We start from the raw sequence: 20093 nt of genomic DNA, 5'->3' as shown, positions 1-20093 counted from the left end.
TCTAAATAAGATTCATATATTTATATAAATATTTACATCTTATGAACGATATTCATCCTATTTATCAGAACGATTTTGGCATAGCGTTTCAGTGGAAACGTGATAAACCTAGTGAATCAAATAAAGTTCAGGTGATTTTCAGGGATATTGGTTTGCTGCTTACAAGTAGCGAACTACGTTATTTTTCAAAATGCATTGCCAATACCATAGAAAACGGAAAAGGTCACCTATGTGGTGATTGTAAATCAAAAGAAACCTGCCGTTCATTGCTTTTAAATTCTCCAGCGCATCAAATTTCGTTTGCAGTTAGTTATCAAGAAGCAATTGAGATAAGGGACTTAATAAACGGTACCATGTTCAGGCTTGAACTAGATTCGTATTTTGGAGAATTGGGTATTGATTAATAGGTAATAAGAATTACGTATTTGAGAAAACAATTTTTTGTTGTCAAATCTTGTTTTGCCCAATCTATTATTAAATATCTTTGACCTCAATTTACCGATTTCTCTATGAGCGTAAATGATCCCTATGCAGCCTTAAGATTTAAGGAGTTTAATATTTTTCTTCTAGTTCGGTTTGCCATGGTTTTTGCCTGGTCTATGCAGTTCATAGTTATAGAATGGCAGGTATATACCATGACCAAAGATCCGTTGTCCTTGGGCATTATTGGTTTAATGGAAGTAATACCCGCGGTAAGTATGGCACTTTTTGCCGGTCATATTGTAGACCAGAAAGAGAAGCGCAATTTATTGGTAAAGTGCATATTTGGTTTCTCGGTAATTAGCTTCGGACTTTTTATGTTAAGTCTGCCCTCAGTATTGGAAAGCTGCGAAACCAAAACCATACTTTATGGAATTTATGCATTGGTCTTTTGTGGCGGTTTGGTACGTGCGTTTTTAGGCCCCACAATATTCTCGTTAATAGCGTTGATCGTTCCAAAAAAAATATATCCAAATGCCGCTACTTGGAGCAGTACAACATGGCAAATGGCCTCGGTATTAGGTCCGGCATTAGCGGGCTTTTCCATTAGTTTAATTGGCGTGCACTGGTCTATGTGCGTTATCTTCGGCTTTTCATTATTGGCGTTAACCGCCCTATTTAATATTTCAAAAAAGCCTATTCTTAACCCTAAAATCGGTGAACCCGTTTTTCAAAGTTTAAGAGAAGGGCTAACATTTGTTTTTAAGACCAGAGCGGTTTTAGGTGCTTTGACCTTAGATATGATAGCGGTACTATTTGGTGGTGCTATTGCATTATTGCCCATTTTTGCACAAGATATTCTTCATGTAGGATCAGAAGGTTTTGGTATACTTAGGGCGGCTCCGGCTGTAGGTGCGGCCATTACAATGTTAGGCTCAACAAGATTTCCGTTACACAGGAACGCAGGAAAAAAGTTGTTACTGGCAGTATTTGTATTTGGGGTATGTATGATCGTGTTCGGTTTATCTACCTATTTCTGGTTATCTGTAATTGCCCTCTTTTTAAGTGGTGCGGTAGATGGTGTGTCCATGATCATACGACAGACCATTTTGCAATTAAAGACACCGGATAACATGCGAGGACGTGTAGCCTCAGTAAACTCTATGTTCGTGGGGTCTTCAAATGAGCTCGGTGCATTTGAAAGTGGCGTTACGGCAAAGCTAATGGGAACGGTAACCGCAGTGGTATTTGGCGGTACCATGACCTTGCTTACCGTGGGTATTACAGCATTGGTATCACCTGGATTCCGTAAGTTAGACTTGCAAAAAGATATAGATGAACATGAAAAATAAACAGGAGATGATCATGTACAAAAAAAGCCCTCATTAGAGGGCTTTTTTTATTGTAGGTTATGCTCAAGATTTGGGTACTTAAGCGGGGGAACTTGTAGGTAAGTGAAGATTTGGGAATCAACCATTAAACTAACAACACTGTAAAGATATTTGGTTGATGCAGTTTTTAGAAACTATTGTTGTGAACTGCTTAAATTATGTTGTAAGAAAAGTATTACATATGGTTTAAAAATTTAAAGTGGTATTTATTTGTAATATTGTAGGAATAAAAATAGTGGTAATTGTTGTGGAAACTGCAATTCCATGTTTTCTCTAATAGGAAGCGATTTTATGGAGAACACTTAAAATCTGGAGGTAAATTTATTTCGGAACAGATAATTTGAAAATAAAAGAAAGCCCCTAAAATAGGGGCTAATCTTTTGTGTAGGTAATATTTAAGATTTGGGGTCTTAAACGGGGGGATATGTAGGTAATAATTAGATTTGGAACATAATTACTTAACTAACAACACTGTAAATTTATCGGAAAGATTTATTTTCCTAAAAGTATTGTTGTGAACGTGTAAGAATATGTTGTAAGAAAAGTACTACTTGTAGTCTGTATGTAAATCTTGATTTTACAATGGCCTATTCTCCATAGTTTTTCAGAGAAAGTTGCTTGCCGTCAAATACCGCATAAGTATAAAAATTGACCCAGTCCCCAAGGTTGGTATATTTAGAGGTTTCATTTAATTTGATTTCCAAAGGAAGGTGACGGTGTCCAAAAACAAAATGGTCGTAATGACGTTGTTCTAGTTTTCTATGAGCATATTGAACGAGCCATTCCTTATCATCTCCTAAATATTTTGCATCGTCATCGCCGGAAATTAATTTGTTTTTTACCGAAAAGTATTGCGCCAAGCGTACACCAATATCTGGATGCAACCATCTAAAGCACCATTTGGCAATAGGGTTGGTAAATAATTTTTTCATTCTTTTGTACCCTTTATCATGTGGCCCTAAGCCATCTCCATGTCCAATAAAGAATGATGTGTTGTTTATTTGGTATTGCTGTGGGGTATGGTAGACAGGTATGTTCAGTTCTTCTTCAAAATAGCCGTTCATCCAAAGATCATGGTTGCCCACAAAGTAGTGTATTTGTATTCCTGCATCAGACAATTCTGCTAGCTTTCCTAGGGTTCTGGTAAATCCTTTTGGGATAACGGTTTTGTATTCAAACCAGAAATCGAACAAATCACCCATGAGAAAAATTACCCCAGCATCAGCTTTTATGGTGTTTAACCACGTAACAAATTTCAGTTCCCTTACCTTGCTTTCCTGCATTGTAGGTGCACCAAGGTGGTTGTCACTGGCAAAATATACTTTTTTCCCTGCCGGAAGTTCAATATTCGTCATCAGGATGTAAATATAATAACAGTTTGGCGTACCTAAGGAATACCTGGGTCAAAATAAGTAAGTGGGTTCTTTTATAAACTTGATTTATGCCGGTGCATCTTTTTCGTTCAGCACAACCTTTATGGGCAGGTGATCGCTATATCCATTTAGATTAAAGGTAGATGAGTTTGGCCTACCAAAACGTACTGGTTTTTGATAAGATCCAGAAGTAAGCTCAGGATAGGCAATAATCTCTACGGTACTTAATTTAAAAGGAAGTTCAGACTTTTCCGATAAAATGCTTTTAGAGATCATAAACTGGTCTAACATATTGTAGGTGTTCCCAAAAACGAATGTACCGATCTGTGCATCTAAAAAGCGGTGCATTAGGTTATAGAAATACTTTAAACGCACTCTGTTGCTTTTGACCAATGCTTTATTATTGATGGCCATTAAATAATCTGTAATACTCTTGTTGTAGGGGTTGTCATTAAAATCACCCATAAGTAGAATATTGGCATCTTTACCCTGTTCTTCATAAATTCTTTCGATCCAGTAAGATAGGTTTTCGGCGACCATTATTCTAAAAGGCTCACTGGTCAACTCTCCCCCGGACCTAGAAGGCCAATGGTTTAAAATACAGATGAGCTTATTTCCATTATTGGTATTGATATGAACTTGAAACAAATCTCTAGTGCTGTTTCTTTTAATGATACGTAGACTAAAGGTTTGTTGTTCGGGGCCGTATTTTGCTTTATCATAAATAAGGGCGGTATCAATACCACGTTTATCGTCTCCTTCAGAAATAACAAAGCCATACGTTTTATTTAGGGCATTACCCATGGCCGTAATCAGCAGTTTAATGACATGTTCGTTTTCTACCTCACAAACTCCTAGGATATCCGGTCCCTTGCTGTTATTGAATTTAGAGATTACCGCCGTAAGATTGGCTATTTTTTGGTCAAGAATAGATGCATTCCACCCGTTAAGTTCGTTACCCAAATGGTCATTTAAAAAGGCACTTCTACGCGGCGAATTTTCTACATCGAACAGGTTTTCAAGATTCCACCAGTAAATATGATGCTTTGTCATGTTGCTGTATATTAAGGAATTACCCTCAAAATAAAGCAATTTTTTATGATGAAAAGAATTTGAAGTGTAAAGTTTTTATGAACTTAATTGTCACTAGCGTACCACTCTGCAAAAGAGGTATCGGTTTCCTGTAATTTTAAAGAGAATAATGAAATATTTTCAGGAAGTCTGGATTTAATCTTTGCAGCAAAGTCGATCACCATATTTTCACTGGTAGGCTGGTAATCGGCCAAAATTACGTTATGCCCACGGTCAGTTAATTCTTTGGCCAATTCTACATGAGGGGTGTTTTTGTTAAAAACGGTAGCATGGTCAAATTTGTCCACAATTTCTTCCTTAACAATTTTTTTAAGGTCGCCAAAATCAATAACCATCCCTAATTTAACATGTGTAGTATCTGTTATGGGCGTGCCTATGACGGTTACGGAAAGTTTATAACTGTGGCCATGTACATTTCTACATTTACCATCATAGCCAAAAAGCGCATGACCTGTTTCAAAATTAAACTGTTTGGTTATACGTATGTTGCTCATAGCCTATTATTAAAAGGCAAAGGTAGGGAATCTTTAAAAGCAATTATAGTTTAGAACTAGTCAATGACTATATCCGTATTGCCAGATTTTAGAAGTACATGACAGCAATCTGCACCAACCTCAAATGTTTCTTTTACGACTTCGTTATCAGATTGATATCCAGTAAAGGCAATGGTAGTGGTCTTGTTTTGATAATCAAGTCTGTAGGCATCACTAAAAATGGGGTAATATCCATCTTTTTTATACGTTTCAAAATCTGCGGTATTTTCAACTAAGGTAATATCCTCTCCTGTTTTGGTGTCCACTACCTTAAAACTATCTAGCGGTATAGCAACACCAGACGCATCTTTTACAGTAACACTTATTATCACAAAATTTTGAGTGCATGCAATGGGCGTACTACAATCTTGAAATATGGCATCATCTGTATTGGAGCAGGACGCTGCGAAAATGAATAAAGCAGTAACTATGAATTTATAGACCATTATCAACTTTTTATTAAAGATGCGGCTGCTTTAAAAAAGTTGCGTACTGTTACCTTTTAAATTTTTTGTTGGCACGTATCTTATTTACAAAATAGATAACAACCACTAATAGGGCCAAGATGGGAAAAACAAGGTTTCCGTTTAATAATTGAAAAATTTCCATGAGAAAGAATTGTTTAGGAAAATAACGAAGGCACTAGGTGCTTATTGTTTATTTTTTAAATTTTGACAAGGCTTTAACGGTAAAATCCGATAGCACTAATTTACCCGTAATGGCAGCACGATCTGTTAAAAGCGTATTCCAATGATCGGTTCCTTCCCACAAAACTTTTTTCCATTCCGTTAAAGCATCTGGGTGATAGCTGGCCAATTTATGAATATAAAAATCCAGTTCCTTGTCCATTTCTTGGGCGGTTTCATACACCTTGGAAAACAAACCTTTCTCTTGGGCCCAATACGCATTTTTCCATTCTGTTGGGGCCAATGATAGTTCTGCCAGGGCTGCTTTGCCAATTTTACGTTCTACAGCCGGGGCAATTACCAAAGGGGCAATACCAATACTTAATTCCGATAGTTTTATGGAGGAGTCTACATTGGCAAAAACATAATCGCAAGCTGCTGCCAAACCAACACCACCGCCTACGGTCTTACCATGAACACGGCCAACTATAATTTTTTTACAGGTACGCATAGCGTTTATAACATGTGCAAAACCACTAAAAAAAGCTTTTCCTTCTTCTAAGTTGGACACTTCCAACAACTCATCAAAAGAAGCACCGGCACAGAACGCTTTTTCACCTTCAGATTTTAAAAGAATTACGGAAATACCATCATTTTCTGAAAGCTCGTTGATGGTATCGGTTAGGCGTTCCAACAACTCGGAAACAAATGAATTACTGGCCGGGTGGCCAAATTCCACTTCGGCAACCTTACCGTTTATACGTGTATATAAACTTCCATTTTTTCGTGTAGTGACCATAGCATTTTCTTTGTTATAAAATTACGGATTTTGTAGTAAAGGTTTAAACTTGTTTCTGAACTTCCAAACCAAGGCACCGCCTCGTATAAGCATCCAAACGGTAAATGCAAGCCAGATTCCGGTTAGTCCCCAATTCATATATTTTCCTAGGTAAAGCATGGGTACAAATCCTAAAAAGGTAGCTACGAGCAGGGTGTTGCGTAAATACTTCATCTCACCCAAACCTTTAAATACCCCGTCTAGCACAAAGGCAATAGTATTAATGGGCAGCCCTAAAATTATGATATAAAAAATGGCGTAGAAGGTAGACAGCACTAAACTTTCGTTAGAGAAAAGACTACCCAAGGGCTTGTAAAATATGCCGGCAAATACCATAATTACCAAACTGACTATGAGTCCGTATTTGGTAATTTTTTTTGCCAATAACCAGAGGGCATCATAATTTTTTTCTCCTAATAACCTACCGCCCATAATGTTGCCGGCAGCGCCAAACCCATCAATAAAAAAAGCGGAGAATAGCCAAAGGTTAATGGCAATGGTATGTGCGCCAATATATTTGTCGCCAAGGGCCGTTGCTTCCCTAACGGCAAGGATAAGCGCTGTGTTCAATGCTATTGCACGAACAAAAAGATTTAAGCTCATGACTACCAGTCGCCCAAGTTCTGGGTGAATGGGTAATTTTAATTTCAGGCTAATATCGGTCTTTGTCCATAGCAAGTAAAATGCCATGATCGCCATAATACTTTGTGCCAATAAACTGGCATAAGCTGCACCGTCCAAGTACATGGCCGGTATAAACCCATCAATTCCGTATACAAAGGCAAAGTCGAAAATTACATTTAATACCGCTCCCGTAATGGCAATGACCATGGGCCAGTACGTATTCTGCAAGCCTCTAAAAATTCCCATAACGGCAAAAACGAACAAGGTCAACGGAAAGCCCCAAACACGAATGGAGTAATAGCTAATACAATATTGCAATATTTTCCCCGAGGCGTTTAACAACTCAAAAATTTCCTGAATTACAAAAACGGTAGAAAGCAGTATGACAATACTAAGGGTAATATTGAGATAAATGGCCTGTGCGGGCAGGGTTTTAACCTCCTCTAATTTACCGGCACCCAAGTATTGTGAAATAATGGCGGAAATAGCACTACGGGTCTGGCCCAAAACCCAAATAAGCATGGAGAGAAAGGAGCCCACAATGCCTGCCGCTGCTAAGGATTCTAGTCCATCAACAGGTATGTTGCCCACAATAGCGGTATCGGTAATAGACAATAGAGGTTCTGCAATACCGGCAATGGTAGCGGGTATGGCCAAGGCGTTTATGGATTTAAAATTAACCGTAGTGTTCAAAAAATATGGGTTCTAAAGTACAAGTTCATAGCAGTGAAAAGGATGTTCGCTTTGGTTGGGAAAAAAGATATCCCCTAATTTAACATACCCACGTTGCTCGTAAAATTTTTGATTTCTTTTGTTTTGGCTAAAGGTATCCAACCTAATGGAAATGGCCTTGTTTTTCAGGGCAAAATCTTCCGCAAAGTCCATAAGGCGCTGGGCGTAACCTTTACCTTGAAAATTGGGATGTACGGCTAACCTATGAACATAATAGTTTGCAGTATTGGGTGTTAACCAAGATACCGGTGTATATTCAACATCCATATGTGTAGATAGAACTACACAACCAATTATGGTAAGGTTATTTTTTAGGACGTATAGTTCCTTACGTTCAATATCATTTTTAAAGGCTTTTCGTGATGGGTATGCGGTAGTCCATTGATAAATACCTTTTTTTTCCATGGCAATTCTACAGTCATCCGTTACTTGTAAAATTTCATGTAATTCCGATAACTTTGCCAAATCAATCATAAAACCGATTTATATAAATTGTAAATTTAGGGTAATAAACAACAATACTTTAATATGATGAACATTCTTGTACCAATTGGAACCTCTACGGACGCACATGAAACATTGCAATATGCAGTAGATTTTGCCAGTGATTTTAATGCCCAAATATTTGTAATGGAGGTTTTTAACGTTACTGGAAAAACAGGTACACTAACCAATATATCTCAAAAAATTGCGGAAAACAGTAGGGAACGATTAAAGGATATCGTTGGGCAGGTAAAAGTTGGCGGTAATGAGGTGAAGATCGTTAATTTCAATGGGGAGTTGGCAGATGGCTTAAAGGAATTGGATAAAGAATTAGGAATTGATCTTATTATCTTGGCCCCACGAAGTAATGATGTACAGGAAGAATATTATTTGGGCCATACCTCTGGAACCATTATCAAAAGAACCAATATCCCTACCCTTATTGTTCCTAAGGGTACTACCTATAAAAAATTCAAGACAGTGTTGGTGGCATTTAAATCTGGTATACTGAAAAGAAAACGTATTCTAGATCCATTGATTGATATCAAGAAAAAGCATAATTCTGAGGTTAACCTTTTATTGGTAAAAACCCCGGGCTATTCAGATGATGACCTTAAGGTAAATACCGCTTTGATGGATATTAGTGCCCAAATGACGTTTACCCAAAACCAAACAACATATTTAGGAGTTTTGGAACATTTTCAAGCACAACATCCAGATTTGTTATGTGTATTTAGAAGAAAAAGAGGCTTCTTTAAAAAGTTATGGGAGAAAAGTACCATTTCAAAGGCCGAATTTTATGCTCCTGTGCCAGTATTGGTGCTTAGTGTAAAGAAAGATTAGATAGTATTTTGATAGGTTGTTAAAAAGTATTTCCTTTGATCCGTTCTAAAAATTGGGGGATTAGCTCAGTTGGCTAGAGCGCTTGCCTGGCAGGCAAGAGGTCACCGGTTCGAATCCGGTATTCTCCACTTAAAGCTTCCATTTTGGAAGCTTTTTTTATTTATAGCAATTAAGCGATTAATTATCGTACTAAATCAATCAGATAGTTAAAGAATAGAGCGTCCCGAAAGCTTTCGGGAAGGTCACCGGTTCGAATCCGGTATTCTCCACTTAAAAGGTTTTCATTTTGGAAGCCTTTTTTATTTTGATTATTTTTAAAAATGCCATTCACTACTTATATTATATATAGTCAGATACTTGATCGCTACTACATTGGTAGTACAGAAAATATTGAAAAACGACTTGAACGTCATATTAAAGGAAATGGATCTACTTATACCAAAAAGGCAAAGGACTGGGTTTTAAAATGGCAATGTAATTTTGAAACGCGAACTGAAGCTACTTCTTTTGAGCTTTTAATAAAAAAGAAGAAAAGCCGAAAATATATCGAGTATTTAATTTTAACAGATAAGAAAGCATAGAGCGTCCCGAAGGCATTCGGGAAGGTCACCGGTTCGAATCCGGTATTCTCCACTAAGTTTTATAGGATTTCAAGAGTTTTTGACTTTTGAAGCTTTTTTCATTTGCACGCAAAATAGGTTTTAAATTAAGCTTGGTAATATTTGATACAGATTAGTCTATTTTGATGTTTTTTTACCCTTCGCAGTGTAGTTTTTTTGAAAAAGTATCACATCCATAGTATTCTTTAACTTCAATATTAGATTTAGGAATCTAAGTCCTATAAAAGGTTAATTAACCAAACTATTAAAAGAAATTAGAAATGGAATGCTCTCCGAAAATGTTATGCATATTTGATTAGTGGTTCCGTAAAAAAAGACTGTATTATAGGACGGATAAAATCTTGGATAAATTTTATGTCGATTACTACATTAAAGACAAAAGTTACTTGTTCAAAACCAAACCAAAAAGAACTTACTATTTGCTTAGAAAATCTGTCTTAATATAATTCGTATATTGTTCTGTGTCAAGCTATTATTACAGGGCGCAAAAAATCATAACACCTTAAGTATGCCATTATTCATGGACTTCCACAAAATCGATTCAGATGCTATTACTGAAGACGATATGTACAAAGCTCACTTGAGAGATGTGGCCGTGCAAAATAAACACGGATTGATTTATAAGAAATATTATTTAAATCTTCCCAACAAAACAGCTTTTTGCTTGATTGAAAGTCCTGATAGAGAATCATGTGTCGAGAGCCATAAAGAGGCTCATGGACTTGGAGCGTGCAATGTTATTGAAGTATCACGAGAGCATGAATTTCTTCCCTATATGGGAGAGGGAGGCCAAAATGAGCAGGATTTGGCTTTGACGCTAACAGGAGAAATCGACAGTGGTTTTCGTACGATTTTATTGGTCGACTTTTTGGACCTAATGGAAAATCAAAAAATGATAGGTTCCAAAATAATTGATTTTATTAAAAACTGTAATGGTAGTGTAATTAAGGTTCCGAGCGAAAAGTATATGGCTTCTTTTATTGATGCAATTGATGCCTTAGATTGTGCGCAGCAAATATCAAGGCACTTTGAATCTTCTGACCAAAACTCTTTATACAGTATAGCTTTAGCGACAGGAAGACCAGTTGATGAGCAAGGTGAAAATTTATTCGAAGAAACTAAAAGTAGAGTAAATGTGATGTCAAGATTAGGTTTTCAAAAAGGAATATTTATGGATTTGGAAACAAAACTTTCTGCTTCACACAGCAAAGAATTTTCCAAAATTGATACTGAACCTGTAACTATTCTAGATGTGGCATCTTACAAAGAAATTGAAAAATTGGATGAAGTTCTTCAGAAAAATCTAATCAATTCAGCTTTTAAGAGTGATGACCTTAGCAATGAACTAGGGTTGAGTAAGACCCAAGCCTATCGAAAAATTTCCGCTCTTGTCGGAATTCCTCCCAATAAATTGTTGTCCGAATTACGTTTGATACATGCTGCAAAAGCCTTAAAAACAGGAAATAAAACGGTTTCCGAGGTGGCATATGATTCAGGTTTCAATAGTCCAACCTATTTTACAAGAGTGTTTCGAAAAAGGTATAATATACTCCCGACCGTGATTGGTAAGTCCATATCCAGGTAACCAAAAAAACATACGTTTTACATCCTCCATGTCTAAATTGTTTCAGCTTTTGGAACAAAACTTACAACTTGAGTTTCGATATACCTTTAGTTTTACACCATGTAATAATTGGAAAATACCCTTTCAATTTCACTATTGCTAGTTCAAGGTTTCCAATTAAAGTCCATCACTAAAACAAGAAAAAATGAAATCAAGGAAAAACAAAAAAGCATTATGGATAATCGTTACGACTTTCACACTTACATTTCTGACCGTACAAAAGATGACTTCCCAAGAAGTAGTTCTACGTACGAATGAGGTAAAAGGTGAAACACATATTTCAAAAGACGATTTTCCTAAGGGGAACATTATCAACATGGTCAATGGTTGGGGAGGAATGACAGTTGCCATAAACGAACCCAAGGCAGGCACCGATTTCTCCCCTATCTTAAAAGGACTAAAAGACGATTTGTGCCAAGTGCCACATTGGGGTTATTTGGAAAAAGGCAAAATACGAATCATTAATTCAGATAAAAAGACCATAACTGTTTTGGCGGGAGAAGTTTTTTATATGCCACCAGGGCATACACTTATTGTTGATGAGGATGCCAGGATTATCGACTTCAGCCCAGAGAAAGAAATGAGTGAACTCAACACCTTTGTAGTTAATAAGGTAGCCGAAATGCAGAAAGAAAAATAAAACATTATGGAAAAATTGATTGAAGAGTTGCGGAACAACACCCAGGGGCAGGTAATCCTTCCCCAAGATCATAGCTATGATGAAGCCAGAGCTATTTATAATGCAATGATAGATAAGCGGCCGGCAATCATTCTTAAATGCAAGGATAAAGAAGATGTAGTACAGGCGGTCAAAATTGCACGGAAGAACAATTTGGAGATTTCTATTCGCAGCGGAGGTCACAATGGGGCAGGCTTGTCCTTGGTAAACGATGGTTTGGTCATTGACCTCTCTGAAATGAAATCAATAAAAATAAATCCAGGCGAAAAAAAAGCGGTCGTAGAACCTGGGAATACGCTACACGATTTGGATAAGGCCACTCACGAGCATGGTCTGGCCCTGCCAGTGGGCATAAATAGTACAACAGGCATAGCTGGCCTGACCCTTGGGGGCGGGTTGGGCTATTTAAGCCGTAAGGGTGGTCTGGCCATAGATAATCTTTTGGAGGCCGAAGTGGTATTGGCATCGGGGGAGCTGATGACCACTAACGCTTCTAAAAATCCCGACCTTTTTTGGGCCCTTCGTGGCGGTGGCGGTAATTTTGGGGTCGTAGTTTCTTTTACCTTTAATTTGATTCCAATAAAGAATGTAAATGCAGGGCCTATGTTCTGGCCATTAGAACAGGCAGAAGAAGTCATGAAGTTCTATGATAAAATTACCAAGAACGCTACTAACGACCTCTACGGATTTTTTGCATTTTTAACTGTACCGCCCGCGGAACCTTTTCCGGAACATTTGCACATGAAAAAAGTCTGCGGCATAGTGTGGTGTTTCACCGGTGATATGGAAAAAGCAGCAGAGGCCTTCAATCCCATCCGTGCCTTTGGCCCACCTATTTTGGACTTTGTAACCGAGCTTCCTATGCCCGCCCTTAATGGTATGTTCGATGAATTATATCCGCCAGGATATCAATGGTATTGGAAAGGTAACTACTTCGATGAGTTGACAGACCAGTGCATTCAAGAGCATATAAAACACGGATCCCAATTGCCGACGATGTTTTCTACCATGCACCTTTATCCCATTGATGGAAAAGTTCATGAAACTGCACAGGAGGATACCGCTTGGGCAAATCGTGGCGCACGGTGGGCACAAGTAATCGTGGGGGTTTCTCCTGACCCCGCAGAAGCCGATAAAATTACCAAATGGAGTAAAGGTTATAATGAAGCAATGAAGCCCTATGCTCTTGGCGGTGGGTATGTCAATTTTATGATGCAAGATGATCAAGCCCGGGTTAAAGAAAGTTATGGGGTTAATTTTGATAGACTTCGTAAAATAAAGAAAAAATACGACCCAGATAACTTTTTTCATATGAACCAAAATATAAAACCGGAGTAATGGGTTCTTACCCCTGTTCCATAGCTCCATTTTTTCTCGCTCAATTTTAGTGACTTTACTTTAGTAAGTAGATTTTGAAAAATTCCAATCTCTTTTGCTACAGGAGCGCTATGCCTAAAAATCACCATCAAAATAGAATATAAATCATTTAAGACCATTGAAATTATGAAAGCATACAAAACAATATTATGGATATTATTATTTGGAATTTTAATTACAGGATGCAAACAAGAGGAAAAAAAAGAGGAAACTGTAGAAGTGAAAATTGATTTGATAAATGATGAATTTCCTGAAGCAAAACAGGAAGTAATGGAAACCTATGAGGCAATTGTTCAAAGTATTAAAGAAGGAGATATTGATGGGCTTATTTCTCTACACGCCTACAGTCCAAAGTTTACAGAATTCAAAAATGGAGAACTACGCAATGGTGGTGAAGCTAATGAAACATACGAACGAAATATTTTTAGCTCTGTAACCGAAGTGGTAAAATTCGATTCAAATGACTTAAAGATTGCAGTTTATGGCGATGTTGCCAATGTAACCTTTCATTCTGATTTTCATTTTAAATTTGGAGAAGACCTTGTGGTAGTTAATGATCAACTTACGCTATTATTTGTAAAAACAGAGAATGGTTGGAAATTGGTTCATGAGCATCATTCACCTTTAAACAAGGCAGAAGCAAATAGCTAATTCATTTTGGCACTTACGGTCTTTGGGAAGGCCATTATGGCCAATAAGAAAAAAGGCTTCCAATTCTGGAAGCCTTTTTTATGGGATAGGTTTTACAATTCAATATTTAACTAAAATCACTACCGATCAACAATTTATTATTGGCTTAAAAGGTGATTTTTTTCTCTTTTTTATCCAATACAATCTCATAAGCATTTCTAACCTTATTAAATGGCAACTGTACAGGGCCGTCAATTCTTAAATACGCTTTTGGAGTATGTGTTGTCTTAGGGCCTAAAACTAAGGTAACTTCCCCGGTAGTAGTGTTGTAGGTTATTTTGTTAAAAGTCCCCGCATCTAAGGTTAACCATAATTTTTTGGATGTCAAATAGATCTTGGATTTTGCCGCAGTGGTAGGTACAACTTCTATAAGCCCATCCTTTTGTGATAAATTGCCACCAAATGCCAGCCAACCCAATTGCTCATGTTCAGTGATGTATGTTGCCGAGTTTACCGCATAGCCATAAAATCCTGAGCCGTAATCACCGGATATGCCATCTATTTTCAATAAGGAAGGATATGAATGGAAAGCTGCGGGTCCAAAACCATCTTGAGTAATATTGGAAATACTGCCCATGAGACCACCATAGCCCACTTGAAGTAAATAAAAATCAGGGGTTTTTCGGTATTGTTTAAGTACGGGAATTGCGTTTATACCAGAACCATAGTGATGTATTTGTCGCTCTACCCTGGAGGTTTCCCCGGCCTTTCCACCATAGAGAAAATCCCAATATCTTCTTGCATTTCCATTATAGGCCCAATGGGGCATGGTAGGCATATAAGCCAGTATGGCATTTAAGGTGATATTGGCTTTATGCTCGTAACCAAAATAATCTGTCCAAGTATATACCTCTTCCTGTCCTGTGGAATCCCAAGGCATTTCACTTCCAAAGGGATAATCAAGTGCTTTCCAGTGATCGGCACGTTTTTTCATTCTTGCTTCCAGATCGGTAGCAAATTCATTAAAATTTTCGTGTTGTAAATCTTTAAGGATGGACAAGAACACAGAGCCTTCCATTTGTCCAAACTGAGCATAGTACGGAGCTTGTTCCATCATGGCAACAATAGTATGGTATGCATTTTTTAAATACCAATCCCAATTTTTATTATCTACCAGTCCGTTATGGTATCGCGCTAAGCGGTACATAACCCAATACGAGGCGGCTACATGCGGATAATTAAACGATCTTCCACGATCATTGGCATGCTTATGGTCCCAAGCTGCCCAGGTGGTATAATCAATATTTTTGTCATAGGTGCCTTTTGGCAAAGAATCCGGTTCATAATAAAAAAGGCTTTTTTTGACACCATATTTGTGTTCACCTTCACTGTATTGAATATTTCCCCACAGTACATGGTCAATAAAATCTTGCAGTTTTTGAATTTCTCCTTTATTGGGTTGTACCAATTGTTTCATAATTGCCGCAAGCCAGCTCCCGGCACCACCTTCATCACTTAAGCCACTGATCCATACCCTGCCGTCTTGGGTAACCTGTTCCTTTTTTTCATAATCATAAGTTATGGCAGAAGGACTTCTGCCAAAAGGATCATTGGGATCATTAAACCATTGTTCCGTGGTCAAGAAGTTCCCAAAGTCCTTGATTACTTCAGCCTCTGGTTTAATGACCTTGTAATTTATTGTCTGTTCTAGACCGTCATTATATGTGAGGGTCAATCTTGCCCTTCCCCATTCATTTCCAGAGATGATGTATTTTTTTAGACCAGAAGTGGTTGTTCCGTCTTCCTTAATTTTTAAAGCACCTTTTGGGTAAACATCAATAGATGTTACTTCACTATTATAATTTATGAAAAGACTTGCTTTTACATCTTTAGGAATTACATAACCGGGAACTCCTATGGCAACGGGCCGTTCTTCTTTTACCAAGGTTTCCTGTATTTGCTGTACTCCTTTAGAAAGAACAAATTTTAGGGAATAATTCTTTGACTCATTAGGTTGAAGGATAAGTGAAGTAGGCTGGTTCCATTGCTCTACTCCCTTCCATTCATTTTCCGTATAAGCCTTACTGTGCACCATCCATTCATGAAAACCTTCAAAGACAATACTCTTTGGTGTGGGGTCGTCCATTAATGGTCTATAGGCCTCAAAAGCCATATTTTCTTTAGGTATGACTAGTAAAGCAGGACCTTTTCCACTTAATCGTTTAACCTCTAAATATCCAGCATCTTTACCAATATAAGGGTCAAAGAATACATTTTGCTTGTGGGCCTCTGTAAGCGATTTGCCTTCCAGAATATTGTTGAAGATCATAGGAACACCTAAAGCGCCTATTTCTATGGGGACGTTTTGGGTATTTGTAATTTTAAAACGCATGACCAATTGGTCATTGTCCAATTCATAATAACGTGCAATGGATACCGGTATGTCTTTTGGTAAGGTATTGGACAAGTCTGCAGCTGCCAATATATTGTCTTGAGTTTTCAGCGGGGTAACAGCAGACCTGTTATAGGCCGTGGAGTATGTTTTCCAACTGCCATTTAACGTTTTGATTTTCAAGTTGATGTCCCCTAGATGGTAAAGACTGTCCTTGTCCCTGATCTCTAACCTTTCTCCTGGGGTGTAATCAAACGATATTTCGTCCATAGGCCTTAAGGCGGCTACGGTTTGTGAGGCCTTTACTAATTTCAATTGAAATTGGGGTGTGTTGAATTTTTGGAATACTTCTGCAACCCCTAGTGTGGACTCCCTTTTCTCTACTTTGCTCCAATAACTTTTTTGAGCCGACAAACTGGAGATGGTATTTAAAAACAATCCTGCTAGTACCCAAATTTTCATATGCATCTTCTTCATAATTATTATAAATCGTTATTGCCTAAAGACATAATTATATACGTGGTTTTGGTAAATTAATGTTGATGTTAACCAATGGTCTTACTTGGTATAGTTTTATTTTAGAGAGACATCTAGATAAACGGAATGTCTACCATAAGTTTCGTAAAAAGGTTTAAAAACAGTACCATCAATAGTAAACACCAATTGCTTGGGGTCTCCTTGTATGGTCTTGCCCAAATCTTCCTTGTCCAAGGTTACTTTTCGCCATTCCTTTCTAGGTTCGGTTTCTTGTGCTGCCAAAAGAATAGGTCCATAGAACAAACTGGCTATATTTTGCTGATCCATTATAGGCGATAAATGAAATTGAAAGGGCATCTGTAGTTCTACAACATCACCATTTTTCCAATTACGGCTTAAGGTTACATAACTTCCAGGGGATGCCACAACTTCATGGGGCTTGCCATTAATGGAAATGAAGAATCCTTTGGTTGCCCAATGGGGTACCCGTACCTTAAGATCAAACTTTCCTTTACCAGTTATGGTTAAACGGGTTTTATCTTCATGTGGAAAATTGGTAATCTGTTGAATACTGATATTTTTTTCAACCCAATTTAAAGTTGAGGGCACATAGAGGTTAACGTACAATGCTTGGTTGTCCAAACCTTTAAAATAAATGGAGTTCTGAAGTTTTGTATTACTTTCCAAAGCCGTACCGTTACAACAGGTAAAGCCCTTCATTTCTGGATTGCCAAAATGTTTTGATGAGCTTGGCCTTAAGGGCACATGATAGGTATTTGCAGGACTGTCCTCTGCTACAGAGGCTAGAATATGATTGTAGAGTCCACGTTCATAATAGTCCATAAATTCTGCTCTATCATCAAAAAAGAAAAGGTTTCGGGATAATTTTAACATGTTATAGGTAGCGCAGGTTTCATTTTGCCCGCCTGACGATAGACCATTTTCATATAGGGTGGCCGGTTCTCCAACAAAACACTCGGCATTGGTTGGGTTTCTAGCTCCGGCCACGCCGCCAATGCTGTACATATAATCATTGGTTGCTTTATACCAAAAATTATCCGCTACGCTGTAGTATTTAGGGTCTTTAGAGGCATGATACGTGGTCAAGGCGCCCATTATCTGTGGTATATGCTGGTTAGCATGTAGCCCACGAAAAGTATCCACATTTTTAGTAATGCCGTGGGTATGATCTGCATCCCCATAAAACATTTTAATATTGTCGAATAATTGTGCAGTTTCCAAGTACCTACTATCGTTGGTAAGCTTATATAACCTTGCCATAGCTTCGTTCATTCCTCCGTATTCGCCCGCTATGTAAGTATTCCACATTTTTATCAGGGTAGCTTTTGGCAGTTTGCTTAAACGGGTATGAATCCAATTTCCCATACCTTTGGTAATCTCCAGTGCTTTTTGATTACCGCTGATTTCATAGACATCCATGAGGCCGGCCAAAATTTTATGCAAGGTGTAATACGGAGCCCAAATTTGAGTATCACTAGTGCCATAGGTTGCGCCATTTTCTAACATGATAAATTGGTCTGGTGGGTAGGCACTGATAAAACCTTTGCCCCAATTCCAATAATCTGTTCGTATGCCATTTTCCCGAAGGTCAGAATCATACCTTGTCTTTCCGGGTCCAAAGGGTACTTTGTTGGGGTCCGATTGAAATGTACCTCCAGTTTCTTTTGGTTGTCCGGACATTTGTGAAAGTTCATACAAGGTATTTACCATATATTCCATCTTATGGCTAAAATTGTTTTGTAATTCCTTATCATAGCTTGTGCTGGCATACGCCTGGACAATAGAAGTAAGGTAATGACCGGTGGCATGCCCCCTTAATTTAGTCTCTTGGCTGTCCCAAACCCCTAAGGGTTCGGCGCCGGCTGGTTGTGTCTGTCCAAATGCATTTCTAAACATATATAGAAAAGTGTCTGGATTTGTTTGAGCCAATGTGTGTATAAACTTGTTCTTGTTTTCTATGAATTTGGTATCATTACCGTCCATGTCCTTGTCCAAGGAAACATGTTCCAAAGGAAAAGAGGTCAAAACTTGCTCAGGGCTTTTGGCAGTACTATGTTCTTTAACGGTTACAAGGGCTTTGGCTTTAATCGTTGATCCGGGGATACTGCCAAGGATTTCATAGGTACCAGGTTGTAGAACTTGAGTATTATTTTTTGGAGCTGGCCAAAGTACACGAACTGGTGGTCCCTGCATATTGTTGGCATACGTGCCTTTAATAAAGCGGGGAAGACGTGGTAAATGTCCTAATAAGGTTTCTACAGTGATATCTTCAACGTGTTCCAAAAAAGTGTTATAAAGTTGAGGAACGGTATCCGGAAATTTTTGAAGGTCATCCTCTTTATCTTTTTTAGTGCCGTTACCAGATGCTTCATTTTTTAAAGCATTTGTATAGATTCTGGATACTTGTTTATTGCTTAACGGAATACGATAAATCCTAAAATCATGGAGCAAACCAGAAAGATAAGATTCCTCATTAGAGATAGATTTACCTATATATAGCTTATTTTTTTCATTGCCCGAAGTATTAAAAAATTGCTCTAATATCAGATTTACATTATTGGAAGCTTCTACAAGCTTACCATTAACATAAGTACTCATTGTTTTTGAAGGGGTATTGATCACCATAGCTATATGGTACCATTTCCCCGGTTCCAAGGCCTGTGTTCCCAATTTGTACGTTTGGCCATTAGGGGTGCTAAGTACATTTTGTAACCCTTCCGTACCCAAAGTTCCCGTGGGCGCCAAAAACAAATGGGAACTGTTATTTTTACCAAAATCAAAAAGAAATTGGCCTAGCCTGGGGGTGTGTAAGTTTACCCATCCGGTAATACTAAGAGAGGCCTCTTGAGCAACTGCATCGTGTTTTAAGGAAATAAAGCTATTACCATTGGCAGCTAATAAAAGTACTTTGCCAAATTTATCGTCTTTAATAAAAGTTGCATTGGATCCTTGAATGGTAGCGTGTAAATTATTCCTTGACCAATCTTTTGCATCCCCATCAAACAGATAACGAGCTATGAGTCCGGTTTCACCAATACCGTCCAGAATTTGGTTTCCATCCTGGGCTGTTATTGAAAAAGTAGTCAGAAAAAATACAGAAATGTATACATAAACCAACGTACTCTTTTTAATCAATTTGTCAAATACACTTTTCATGGTATTCATTTCTAGGGATTACAAATAGATGATAATTTTTTAGCCGAATTCCGTAAAAGCTGTGTGTTTTAAAATTAAATAACTGCATAAAATACACGCTACTATTTTAATACGACTTCATTAAATAATCTTGAATAAAACTATTGATATTCTTGCCCCTTT

The 20093-nt window shown here is 37.8% G+C and carries 17 protein-coding genes and 1 tRNA gene; 9 read left to right on the top strand and 9 right to left on the bottom strand.

What is annotated here, in order from left to right:
- The first annotated feature begins 41 nt into the window (after positions 1-41).
- Positions 42-404: a hypothetical protein gene (locus ABVM52_RS07045; protein ID WP_405384703.1), complete on the top strand. Its 363-nt coding sequence runs from the start codon at positions 42-44 to the stop codon at positions 402-404.
- Positions 405-509: 105 nt separating this feature from the next.
- A complete protein-coding gene (locus ABVM52_RS07040; RefSeq protein WP_405384702.1) occupies positions 510-1772 on the top strand; it encodes an MFS transporter in 1263 nt (420 codons plus the stop codon).
- 626 nt (positions 1773-2398) lie between these two features.
- On the opposite strand, the gene ABVM52_RS07035 is transcribed toward ABVM52_RS07040, so the two are convergent.
- The 7 genes from ABVM52_RS07035 to ABVM52_RS07005 all read right to left on the bottom strand — a co-directional run bounded on the left by ABVM52_RS07035 (position 2399) and on the right by ABVM52_RS07005 (position 8103).
- Positions 2399-3166, bottom strand: a complete 768-nt coding sequence (locus ABVM52_RS07035; protein WP_405384701.1) for a UDP-2,3-diacylglucosamine diphosphatase — start codon at positions 3164-3166, stop codon at positions 2399-2401.
- An 84-nt stretch (positions 3167-3250) separates the two neighbouring features.
- Positions 3251-4237, bottom strand: a complete 987-nt coding sequence (locus tag ABVM52_RS07030) for an endonuclease/exonuclease/phosphatase family protein (protein ID WP_405384700.1) — start codon at positions 4235-4237, stop codon at positions 3251-3253.
- Between the two features lie 83 nt (positions 4238-4320).
- On the bottom strand, positions 4321-4770 hold the full coding sequence (locus ABVM52_RS07025) for a 6-pyruvoyl trahydropterin synthase family protein (protein WP_405384699.1): 450 nt from the start codon (positions 4768-4770) through the stop codon (positions 4321-4323).
- 56 nt (positions 4771-4826) lie between these two features.
- On the bottom strand, positions 4827-5255 hold the full coding sequence (locus tag ABVM52_RS07020; protein ID WP_405384698.1) for a hypothetical protein: 429 nt from the start codon (positions 5253-5255) through the stop codon (positions 4827-4829).
- A gap of 211 nt (positions 5256-5466) precedes the next feature.
- Positions 5467-6234, bottom strand: coding sequence for an enoyl-CoA hydratase/isomerase family protein (locus ABVM52_RS07015; RefSeq protein ID WP_405384697.1), 768 nt, complete (start codon positions 6232-6234; stop codon positions 5467-5469).
- Between the two features lie 21 nt (positions 6235-6255).
- Positions 6256-7590 (bottom strand): MATE family efflux transporter, encoded by a 1335-nt coding sequence (locus ABVM52_RS07010; RefSeq protein WP_405384696.1) that lies wholly within the window; start codon positions 7588-7590, stop codon positions 6256-6258.
- Positions 7591-7602: 12 nt separating this feature from the next.
- Positions 7603-8103, bottom strand: coding sequence for a GNAT family N-acetyltransferase (locus ABVM52_RS07005; RefSeq protein ID WP_405384695.1), 501 nt, complete (start codon positions 8101-8103; stop codon positions 7603-7605).
- A 54-nt stretch (positions 8104-8157) separates the two neighbouring features.
- Here ABVM52_RS07005 and ABVM52_RS07000 point away from each other — a divergent pair, with 54 nt between their 5' ends.
- The 7 genes from ABVM52_RS07000 to ABVM52_RS06970 all read left to right on the top strand — a co-directional run bounded on the left by ABVM52_RS07000 (position 8158) and on the right by ABVM52_RS06970 (position 13906).
- Positions 8158-8955, top strand: a complete 798-nt coding sequence (locus ABVM52_RS07000) for a universal stress protein (RefSeq protein WP_405384694.1) — start codon at positions 8158-8160, stop codon at positions 8953-8955.
- A 54-nt stretch (positions 8956-9009) separates the two neighbouring features.
- A tRNA-Ala gene (locus tag ABVM52_RS06995) sits at positions 9010-9083 on the top strand.
- Between the two features lie 192 nt (positions 9084-9275).
- Positions 9276-9536: a GIY-YIG nuclease family protein gene (locus ABVM52_RS06990; protein WP_405384693.1), complete on the top strand. Its 261-nt coding sequence runs from the start codon at positions 9276-9278 to the stop codon at positions 9534-9536.
- Between the two features lie 547 nt (positions 9537-10083).
- Positions 10084-11160, top strand: coding sequence for a helix-turn-helix transcriptional regulator (locus ABVM52_RS06985; protein WP_405384692.1), 1077 nt, complete (start codon positions 10084-10086; stop codon positions 11158-11160).
- 184 nt (positions 11161-11344) lie between these two features.
- Positions 11345-11839: a hypothetical protein gene (locus tag ABVM52_RS06980; RefSeq protein ID WP_405384691.1), complete on the top strand. Its 495-nt coding sequence runs from the start codon at positions 11345-11347 to the stop codon at positions 11837-11839.
- Between the two features lie 6 nt (positions 11840-11845).
- A complete protein-coding gene (locus ABVM52_RS06975; RefSeq protein WP_405384690.1) occupies positions 11846-13216 on the top strand; it encodes an FAD-binding oxidoreductase in 1371 nt (456 codons plus the stop codon).
- Between the two features lie 165 nt (positions 13217-13381).
- On the top strand, positions 13382-13906 hold the full coding sequence (locus tag ABVM52_RS06970; RefSeq protein WP_405384689.1) for a YybH family protein: 525 nt from the start codon (positions 13382-13384) through the stop codon (positions 13904-13906).
- Positions 13907-14051: 145 nt separating this feature from the next.
- Here ABVM52_RS06970 and ABVM52_RS06965 read toward each other — a convergent pair whose 3' ends face one another.
- On the bottom strand, positions 14052-16739 hold the full coding sequence (locus ABVM52_RS06965; RefSeq protein ID WP_405384688.1) for a DUF5695 domain-containing protein: 2688 nt from the start codon (positions 16737-16739) through the stop codon (positions 14052-14054).
- 111 nt (positions 16740-16850) lie between these two features.
- Positions 16851-19931 (bottom strand): beta-L-arabinofuranosidase domain-containing protein, encoded by a 3081-nt coding sequence (locus ABVM52_RS06960; RefSeq protein WP_405384687.1) that lies wholly within the window; start codon positions 19929-19931, stop codon positions 16851-16853.
- Between the last annotated feature and the right edge of the window lie 162 nt (positions 19932-20093).

The organism is Maribacter sp. LLG6340-A2 (assembly GCF_045057105.1).
Lineage (GTDB): Bacteria > Bacteroidota > Bacteroidia > Flavobacteriales > Flavobacteriaceae > Maribacter.
Note: the sequence above shows the minus strand (reverse complement) of the source record. Positions and strands in the feature narration are given on the sequence as shown.

Excerpts from the sequence above, each read along its gene's own strand:
- ABVM52_RS07005 (WP_405384695.1), bottom strand. The coding sequence starts at position 8,103 with ATGATTGATTTGGCAAAGTTATCGGAATTACATGAAATTTTACAAGTA.
- ABVM52_RS06960 (WP_405384687.1), bottom strand. The coding sequence starts at position 19,931 with ATGAAAAGTGTATTTGACAAATTGATTAAAAAGAGTACGTTGGTTTAT.
- ABVM52_RS07030 (WP_405384700.1), bottom strand. The coding sequence starts at position 4,237 with ATGACAAAGCATCATATTTACTGGTGGAATCTTGAAAACCTGTTCGAT.
- ABVM52_RS06985 (WP_405384692.1), top strand. The coding sequence starts at position 10,084 with ATGCCATTATTCATGGACTTCCACAAAATCGATTCAGATGCTATTACT.
- ABVM52_RS07035 (WP_405384701.1), bottom strand. The coding sequence starts at position 3,166 with ATGACGAATATTGAACTTCCGGCAGGGAAAAAAGTATATTTTGCCAGT.
- ABVM52_RS06970 (WP_405384689.1), top strand. The coding sequence starts at position 13,382 with ATGAAAGCATACAAAACAATATTATGGATATTATTATTTGGAATTTTA.
- ABVM52_RS06975 (WP_405384690.1), top strand. The coding sequence starts at position 11,846 with ATGGAAAAATTGATTGAAGAGTTGCGGAACAACACCCAGGGGCAGGTA.
- ABVM52_RS07000 (WP_405384694.1), top strand. The coding sequence starts at position 8,158 with ATGATGAACATTCTTGTACCAATTGGAACCTCTACGGACGCACATGAA.
- ABVM52_RS06990 (WP_405384693.1), top strand. The coding sequence starts at position 9,276 with ATGCCATTCACTACTTATATTATATATAGTCAGATACTTGATCGCTAC.
- ABVM52_RS07020 (WP_405384698.1), bottom strand. The coding sequence starts at position 5,255 with ATGGTCTATAAATTCATAGTTACTGCTTTATTCATTTTCGCAGCGTCC.
- ABVM52_RS07025 (WP_405384699.1), bottom strand. The coding sequence starts at position 4,770 with ATGAGCAACATACGTATAACCAAACAGTTTAATTTTGAAACAGGTCAT.
- ABVM52_RS07045 (WP_405384703.1), top strand. The coding sequence starts at position 42 with ATGAACGATATTCATCCTATTTATCAGAACGATTTTGGCATAGCGTTT.
- ABVM52_RS07015 (WP_405384697.1), bottom strand. The coding sequence starts at position 6,234 with ATGGTCACTACACGAAAAAATGGAAGTTTATATACACGTATAAACGGT.
- ABVM52_RS06965 (WP_405384688.1), bottom strand. The coding sequence starts at position 16,739 with ATGAAAATTTGGGTACTAGCAGGATTGTTTTTAAATACCATCTCCAGT.
- ABVM52_RS06980 (WP_405384691.1), top strand. The coding sequence starts at position 11,345 with ATGAAATCAAGGAAAAACAAAAAAGCATTATGGATAATCGTTACGACT.
- ABVM52_RS07040 (WP_405384702.1), top strand. The coding sequence starts at position 510 with ATGAGCGTAAATGATCCCTATGCAGCCTTAAGATTTAAGGAGTTTAAT.